This window comes from Streptomyces sp. NPDC020747 (assembly GCF_044334695.1).
Classification (GTDB): Bacteria; Actinomycetota; Actinomycetes; order Streptomycetales; family Streptomycetaceae; genus Streptomyces.
Genome location: NZ_JBIRTJ010000020.1, coordinates 269938 through 277640, shown reverse-complemented (window position 1 = coordinate 277640; position 7703 = coordinate 269938). Strand labels below are relative to the sequence as shown.

Below are 7703 nucleotides of genomic sequence, written 5' to 3'. Positions count from 1 at the left end.
CCGCATCCGCAGCGAGAAAGGCATCCGCTGGGGCGGACGCCCCCTCACCACCGCAGCCTGACAAACCCGGCGAACCAACACGGTCACAGCACTAGTGAGCGGGCGGACCGACGCGGGCCTCTCCGTACGGCACGAGGCGTACCGGCCCCATCAGTCCGTACGCCTGCCGTGCCAGGCCGCCGTACACCCCGGGATCGCTCACCCGCAGCCGGTTGGCGAGTGGGGTCGCCACCTCGACCTCGACGACGTTCTGCCCGCGGCGGAGCAGGCCGCCGAGATCCACCACCGGATGGATCTGGTCGACCGGGTCGAGGCGGTGGCCGTTGACGGTGACCCGGCAGGTGTCGGTGACGGCGCCCAGTTCGAGGCGTGCGCCCCGGCCGCCCGTCCAGGCGTCGCCGAGCGTGACCGTGGTGCGGTAGCGGCCGATGCCCGAGACGTCGGCGAGTTCCGGGAGCTGCGACCAGGGCACGAGGGCGTCCAGGGTCAGTTCGTGCTCGACGACGGTGGTCCTGGTGGCCGTGGCGCCGGGCCGCCAGTCCTGTACGCGCAGGCGCCAGGAGGTGAGTTCCGTCGGCTCGGGGACGTCCTTGAGGGACGTACGCACCGTGCGTCCGTGGGACAGCTCGGTCCGGTACGTGCCCGCCTTCGTGGCGCGGACGGTGAGTCCGGCGTCCGTGAAGCGCACCTCGTCGGCCTCGCTGCCGACCGCGTGCGGGCGGTCGCCGTTGCGGTCGCCGAAGAGGCCGGGCCGCCCGATCGCCACGACCAGGGTCTCCGCGGGCTGGAGGGCGACCCGCACGGTGACCGCGTCGCCGTCCTCGGTGTACCGGGCGACGCGTTCGGCTCTTCCGGTCCACGGGTCCAGTAGGTACGGCACTCCCTTGGCCGTGGTGCGGTGAAGGGTGACCTCGTGGTCGACGGCGGCCACCGGTGGCTTCACGGTCTCGGCGTGCTTGCCGTTGCACAGGTAGTAGTAGTCGACGCCGTCGGCCACCCGGTGGGCGTTGAGGAGGGTGGAGGCGGTCGCGTATCCGACGTCGGGCCGCACCCCGAGTTCGGCGAGCGCGGCCGGCACCGCGGTCTTGTCGGTGACGCGACGGACCCGCGGCTGGGCGAGCAACTCCGCGACGACCGCACGCAGTTCGTCGGTCTCGCGGCTGTCGGGGATGCCGGACGGCACGACGGTGTCCCACGCCCCGAGCAGCACGATCGGCAGTCCGGCGCGGGTGAGCCGCAGCAGGGCGCGGGCGTCCCGCAGGGCGAGGGTCACCGTGGAGCCGTAGAAGAAGTCGCCCTCGACGAACAGGGCCTTGTAGGCCGGGCCGTCGGGTGCGAGTCGTCCCCGGCGCACGGTGGCTGCGGGCAGGTCGAGCAGCGGGCCGCTGAGGAACTGGTGGGTCCAGCCCAGGGTGATGCCCGTGGCGGTGAACCAGGACGCGCCGATGCCGGTGGCGGTGTAGCCGGTCTGCCGGAACACCGCCACATCGGCTCTGGGCCGGCCGGTCTGCAGCACCTGGTGCACCCGCCCCAGGTAGCCGGAGACGTCCGGCACATGCTTCCAGGTCGGATGGCGGGGTCCCCAGGACTCGCCGTAACCGGCCGTGCCCTTGTACGGGGTGAAGGCCGCGTAGCCCGGCCAGTTGACGCCCGGCAGCTCGGCGTAGGAGAAGCCGTGCACGACGGTCTGGTTGACGCCGGCCGCGTAGGCGCCGCCCATGGTGCGCAGGAAGCGCTGCCAGGTGGTGCTGTAGGCGCTGCCGGAGTAGGCGCCGGCCTCGCACGAGAGCACGGTGTGCCCGGCCATGTCACGGCCGCCGGCCAGACAGCGGTGGTCGTCGAGGTTCTTGAAGCCCAGGGACTCGCCCTCGGCGATGTCCAGGAGCGCGGCCGAGGCGATGGCGTCGGTCTGCAACCCGTAGGGCTGGGAGCGCAGTTGGAGGCCGAGCGAGTGGGCCCAGGTGCGCAGCGCCCCGACGTGGTGCCTGTTGAAGAGAGTGGAGACCGTCTCCCAGAAGTCGTGCCGGATCTGGCGGGTGGCGGCGGCCTCGAAGGCGAAGACCTGGTTGCTGTTGTCGAGGATCACGGCGGGCAGCAGCGGCAGCAGGGAACGGCCGGTGTGCTCCCGGAACGCGTCGGGCAGGCCCGGCGTCCACTGGAGCCCGTCGGTCTCCAGCTCGATGGAGTCCTCGAAGAGCGCGCCGCCGGAGACCTTCAGCAGACGGCGGATCGCCGGGGTGAGGAGGTGGGCCTCCCAGAAGTCGGTCACCGCTCGGGTGCCGGCCGCGCTGAAGTGGTCGACGACGTAGGACGGCGGGTCGGTGTGCGGGCCGGCCTCCGGTGTCTGGCCGGAGCCGCGCGCCCAGTACGCGATCAGGACCCAGGTGCCGTCGTCGGGCGCGGTCCAGCCGAGCGTGCCGCCGGAGACCGTGGAGGTGAGGTCGCGGACCGAGTCCTGGTCGAGGCCGGTCTCCTTGCGGGTGGAGTTCGCGGTGTTCACCCGCGCTGCCTGCACCAGGAGCAGTTGCCGCTTGGTGACGCCGGACGCCGCCTCGTGGACGGGCTCGGGGACGGGGCCGGAGTAGGCGGTACCAGGGGCCAACGTGACGGCCCCGTGGGCGAGTTCCTTGACGGCGGCCCCGCTGTCGGGGGTGATGCCGGGGACCGCCGCGGGCCACGCCGGGCCGACGGTGAGGTCGATGGTGAGTCCGCGTCGGGCCGCCTGGCTCAGCGCGGCCTCGACACCGGCGACCCAGGAGGGGCTGCCCCAGCCGTGGCGCTCGGTGTCCAGCACCGCCGGGTCGGCGACGCTGTGGTGCACGGCGGCTATCTCGGCGCCGCCGAAGCCCGCGTCGGCGATCTGGTCGATCTCCCGTCTGATCTCGTCGGGCCGCACCAGGCCGTCGGGCCACCACCAGCGGAACTTCGGCCGCACCGCGCGACCCGGCTCGGCGAAACCCGAGAAGGCGGACGAGGCGGAGGTGGCCGAAGCGGAGGCGGCCGAAGCGGCGGAGGCGGCCGCGGCGCTCCCGGGCCCAGCCCAGGTGAGCGCACCCGCCCCGGCAGTCGTGGCCGCGGCGGCGAGCAGCGTACGGCGTGGAATGCCCGTCCGGTGAACTGCGGTGGGGTCGTCCATGGTTCCTGTCACTCCCGGAGGGCAGCACGAAGAGACCCCCTGAGGGGCCTGGCGGTTGAATCGTTTTAATCGCTGCGAAAGTAAGTCTCTCGATCAAGAGGCGTCAAGAAGCGTGCACGACGCAAAATCCTGACGAGAGCCGGCCGGGCGGTGAGGCTGTCGCTGTCGCGCGTTGCCCCGTGGACCTACCGGCGGGTCTCCTCCACCTCGCCGAAGCCGTCCGTCCGGCTCCAGCGCAGCCGGGTCAGCCACTCGGTGGACGAGCGGGTGAACGTGAGGCGGTCGGCGCCGTCCGACGCCTCGGCCTTCTCCCAACCGTCGAAGCTCTTCTTGAGTTTCGTGTCCCACGCCGACAGGTTCTCGGTACCGACCGCGGCGATCGACTCCATCGGCGGTTCACCGTCGGAGCAGTAGGGACCCCAGTTCGCGATGGCCGCGACCGTACCGTCGAACGCCTTGAGCGTGATGCTCTGGCACGGATCGGACTTGGTCGCGTGGACCAGGCGAGGCTTGCTCCACGCCCCGCCCGCGGTGTCCTGGTGCTGCTCCATGAGCCCGTGCTTCGCGGCGTAGTACATGCCCACGCGGCGACCGTCGGCCCACTCGATCTCCTCGACGAAGCGAGCGTGCGACGGCGAGGGGCGGGAGGTGGGGGAGGCATGGGCGGTGCCGGGGCCGGGCGAGGCGTCCCCGGCCCCCGCTTCGGTGCTCCCACAGGCCACGACGGCCCCCAGGAGCGCCGTCACCCCGGCCAACCGCGCCGGCCGGACCCCGTGTACTCGTCGCATGTCTGTCTCCCGGCCCTGACCACGTCAGGCGTCGTACGAACGGCTCGGGTGAACACGACGGCTCACCTGAAGACATTGTCCGCGTCGTCCCAGGTGTAGGGATCAACGGTCGAGAGATTACGGGGGACTCGCGAGGACGATTGGTACATGGCCTCGATCTCGGCGGCGTAGCGCTGAGCGATGGCGTCCCTGCGTAACTTCATCGAGGGGGTGAGCATGCCGTTGGCCAGGTCGAACGCCTCGGGGAGTACGCGGTACACCCGGATCGACTCCGAGCGCGACACGGTGCTGTTGACCGCGGCGACGGCGCGCTTGACCTCTTCGCGCAGGGCGTTCTCCTCGCGCATCTCGCGGTCGTGCACCTCGCCCGGTATGGCGAGGACCGAGCGCCAGTGCGCCAGGAAATCCGGATCGAGGGTGATCAGCGCTCCCACACAGGGCTGGTTGTCGCCCACGACGACCGCCTGATGGATGAGCGGATGGACGCGCAGCCGCTCCTCGAGAGCCGCGGGAGCCACACTCTTGCCGCTGCTCGTGATGACGATGTCCTTCTTGCGCCCGGTGATGCTCAGATAGCCCTCGCTGTCGAGTCGGCCGATGTCGCCGGTGGCCAGCCAGCCGTTGTACAGCGCGGCCCGGGTGCTCATCTCGTCGTTGATGTAGCCCTGGAAGACAGCGGGGCCCCGCACCAGGATCTCCCCGTCCTCGGCGACCTGGACCTCCATGTCGGGCAGGGGGCGTCCGACGGTTCCGAATTTCTCCCGGCCCACCGGCTGGGCCGTAATACCTCCGCTGGTTTCCGTCAGCCCGTATCCGTCGTGGACGAAGATCCCGATTCCCGAGTAGAAGAGGGCGAGTTCACGGTTGAGGGGCGAGCCGCCCGACACCGCGCCGCAGACCCTTCCGCCCAGCGCCGCACGCAGCTTTCGGTACACCGTCTTCTCGTAGAGGGCGTGTTGCAGTCGCAGATCGAATCCGGGGCCCGGACCCGTCCCCAGCCTGTGCCGCTCGGAGGCGGCGGCGAAGTCCCGCGCCGTGCTGACCGCGCGCTCGAACAGGGCGCCGCGGCCCGCCTCCTGAGCCTTGCGCAGGAAGTTCTTGTAGATCTTCTCGAACACGGACGGGACGGCGTAGAGGAACGTGGGGCGGAAGGACAGCAGGGCGGCGGACAGCGTCTCCTCGCGCAGATCGGGCACGTGCCCCATCAGCATCCCGCCACGCATGCACAGCCCCTGGATCATGAGGCCGTACACGTGCGAGAACGGCAGGAAGGCGAGGATGGCCGGCTGCTGCCCCGAGCGCGCCACCGTGTGACCCCAGCCGGCCAGCAGGGTGTCGCAGGAACTCGCCAGGCTGCGGTGGCTCAGGGCGCATCCCTTGGGAGGCCCCGTCGTACCCGAGGTGTAGGCGATGACCGCGGTCGAGTCGGGCAGCACGATCCGGCGCATCGACTCGACGGTGGTGACCGGTACCGACCGGCCCTGCTCCATCAGATCCGTCAGGGCTCCGGAGTCCAGCTGCCAGACGTGCTGCAGAGTCGGCAGCGAGGCGCACACGGAGCCGACCGTCATGATGCCCTGCTCGTCCTCCACCACGACCGCGACGCAGCCGGCGTCCTTGAGGATCCAGCCGACCTGCTCGTGCGACGACGTCGGGTAGATCGGCACGATCTCGGCGCCCACCGACCAGAGGGCGTAGCTGAGCACGGTCCACTCGTAGCGGGTGCGCGCCATGACGGCCACGCGGTGGCCCGGGAAGATCCCGGCCGCGATGAAGCCCCGGGCCACGTCGACGACTTCGTCCCGCAGTTCGATCGCGGCCACCGGTTCCCAGGCCCCCGGGGCGGCGTCCGAACGGCGGGCCAGCTGAGACAGGGTGGGATCGCGTTCCGCCGTCTCGAAGAGACTGTCCGCGAGCCCTCCCTGCATCAATGGCGGAGCGGGTCTGACAACTTCCAAGGGGTGCATGTACCGCTCCAGTAATTCCGCGCAGAGCGCCCCTCCGATGGAGTCCGGAATCGAGGCGTTCGAAATCTAGCCCACGGCGGCGGTGAGTGTATGACGAACCGTCGAACGCCTGGCCTGATGTCGATTCCGGAAAGAGCGGTTCACGTGGTGCCGAGCCACTTCAGCCCGTCGAGCAGGAAGCGGTTCTGGGGCGCACTCGCGAACGTGGACGACAGCGGGGTGTCGGACGCGTAGTCCATCGCGTCGTGGCCGAAGTTCGCATACAGCATGCGGTACTTCGCGTTGGTCCAGCGGATCGGGTAGTACCCGCTGTACCAGGTCTGATCGGGATCCGTTCCCAGGGGGAAGCTGCTTGCGTCGACAGAGGCAAGGATCTTGATGTCCGGATTCCGTCGCAGGTCGTTGGACCAGCTGTACCACTCGCTGACCGACGAGGTGAAGGTGGCGGGCAGGTTCCTGGTCGAGGCGTGCGTGCGGTCCTCGGTCCGCAGGACGGCGGTCGTCGGACCCCAGGTGTTGGATCCGAAGTTCCCGCTGCCGAGGAACTGCTGGTGGTACCAGGGCCACTGCTGCGCCTCGGTCGTGAACGCGGAGACGTGGAAGCCCAGCCAGCCGCCGCCCCCGCGCATGTACCGCTCGAAGCCCGCCCGTTGGCCGGCAGGTTCCAGTCGGTGCTCGACGTGTAGGTGAAGCCGTTCTCGGCGGCCCGGGCCGGAAACCACCGGTTGGCCTCGCGGACGAAGCTCATGTGCGCGGCGTCCCACGTACCGCTGTAGAGGGCGAGCACCCTGAACGGGGCCGCCGTGGAGGCCGCCTGGGCGGGCGGCGAGGCGAGGCCGAGCAGAGTGGCCAGCAGTACGAGGACCCGCAGCGCGAGGCGCACCGGACCGGAGGATCTGATTCCGAGGATGGAACGTCCCTTCCTGTTCACGATCACGGGCCTGGCCCCGATCACGGGTAGCTGACGAGGTTGGCGACGTCGGTGGCGGAGTCGGACGGGCCGCCGCGGTCGTTGACGACGTGCCGGATCGTGCCGGTGCCGCCGAGCGAGACGGTGACCATGCTGCGGAAGCGCACGTTCGCGTTGACCGGCGTCTCGATGGCGTGCTCCGCGGTGACGCCCGGGTTCACGTTGAAGTAGCAGTAGCTGCCGAAGCCGTACACCTGGTGGCTGGTCACGGAGTTCGCGACCTTGTAGGCGGCGTAGCCCTGGGTGGAGCCGTTCATCCAGGCCGCCTGGCTGGGCGGGTCGTAGGGCATCTCGTTCTGGTAGAAGTACGTGCGGCCGCCGTTGCCGTTCCAGATCGTCTGGTGCTTCTGGTAGTGCTCGACGAACAGGCCGTACATGGTGACGTCGTGGCCGTTGACCACGAGCCCGGTGTCGGCGGTGTTGGTGTTCCAGCCGACGCCGCTGACGTGGTCGGCAGGCCAGATCCACAGGTGGTCGCCGATGACGTCGTCGCTGTTGATCGTGAGGCTGGTGGTGGCCTTGCCCGCGGCCGCGCCGTCCGCGGCCGCGCCGTCCGCGGCCGTCACGTCGGCGACGTCCCAGGTCTTCGTGGTGTCGCCGCGGCTGTCGACGCGGACCCGTCCGTCGGAGGTGTCGCGGAGCCGCCACTGCTGGGCCTGGCTGCTGTTGCACGCGTACTGCTGGACGGCGTGCCGTCGGCCGTTCCGGCGGCCCGGGCGTCCACGCACTTGCCGCTGCCCGCGTTGACGACGGTGGCCCAGCCGGCGGGGAGGGCGGCGGCCTGTGCCGCTTTCGTGGGCGGGGCGGCGGCCACGGCGGTCGCGGCCGACGCCACCAGGGCG

The 7703-nt window shown here is 70.6% G+C and carries 3 protein-coding genes and 3 pseudogenes; all 6 read right to left on the bottom strand.

The window, feature by feature from the left end:
• Window positions 1-91: 91 nt before the first annotated feature.
• A complete protein-coding gene (locus ACH4YP_RS41275; RefSeq protein WP_361063226.1) occupies window positions 92-3136 on the bottom strand; it encodes a glycosyl hydrolase in 3045 nt (1014 codons plus the stop codon).
• 185 nt (window positions 3137-3321) lie between these two features.
• Window positions 3322-3924, bottom strand: a complete 603-nt coding sequence (locus ACH4YP_RS41270) for a hypothetical protein (RefSeq protein WP_361063229.1) — start codon at window positions 3922-3924, stop codon at window positions 3322-3324.
• Between the two features lie 62 nt (window positions 3925-3986).
• Window positions 3987-5852, bottom strand: a complete 1866-nt coding sequence (locus ACH4YP_RS41265) for an AMP-dependent synthetase/ligase (protein WP_398496292.1) — start codon at window positions 5850-5852, stop codon at window positions 3987-3989.
• Between the two features lie 188 nt (window positions 5853-6040).
• Window positions 6041-6678 (bottom strand): annotated as a pseudogene (locus ACH4YP_RS41260) (ThuA domain-containing protein); the annotation flags it as partial.
• A gap of 164 nt (window positions 6679-6842) precedes the next feature.
• Window positions 6843-7397: pseudogene (locus ACH4YP_RS41255) on the bottom strand (coagulation factor 5/8 type domain-containing protein); the annotation flags it as partial.
• A 66-nt stretch (window positions 7398-7463) separates the two neighbouring features.
• A pseudogene (locus ACH4YP_RS41250) lies at window positions 7464-7589 on the bottom strand (RICIN domain-containing protein); the annotation flags it as partial.
• Between the last annotated feature and the right edge of the window lie 114 nt (window positions 7590-7703).

Excerpts from the sequence above, each read along its gene's own strand:
- ACH4YP_RS41270 (WP_361063229.1), bottom strand. The coding sequence starts at position 3,924 with ATGCGACGAGTACACGGGGTCCGGCCGGCGCGGTTGGCCGGGGTGACG.
- ACH4YP_RS41265 (WP_398496292.1), bottom strand. The coding sequence starts at position 5,852 with ATGCAGGGAGGGCTCGCGGACAGTCTCTTCGAGACGGCGGAACGCGAT.
- ACH4YP_RS41275 (WP_361063226.1), bottom strand. The coding sequence starts at position 3,136 with ATGGACGACCCCACCGCAGTTCACCGGACGGGCATTCCACGCCGTACG.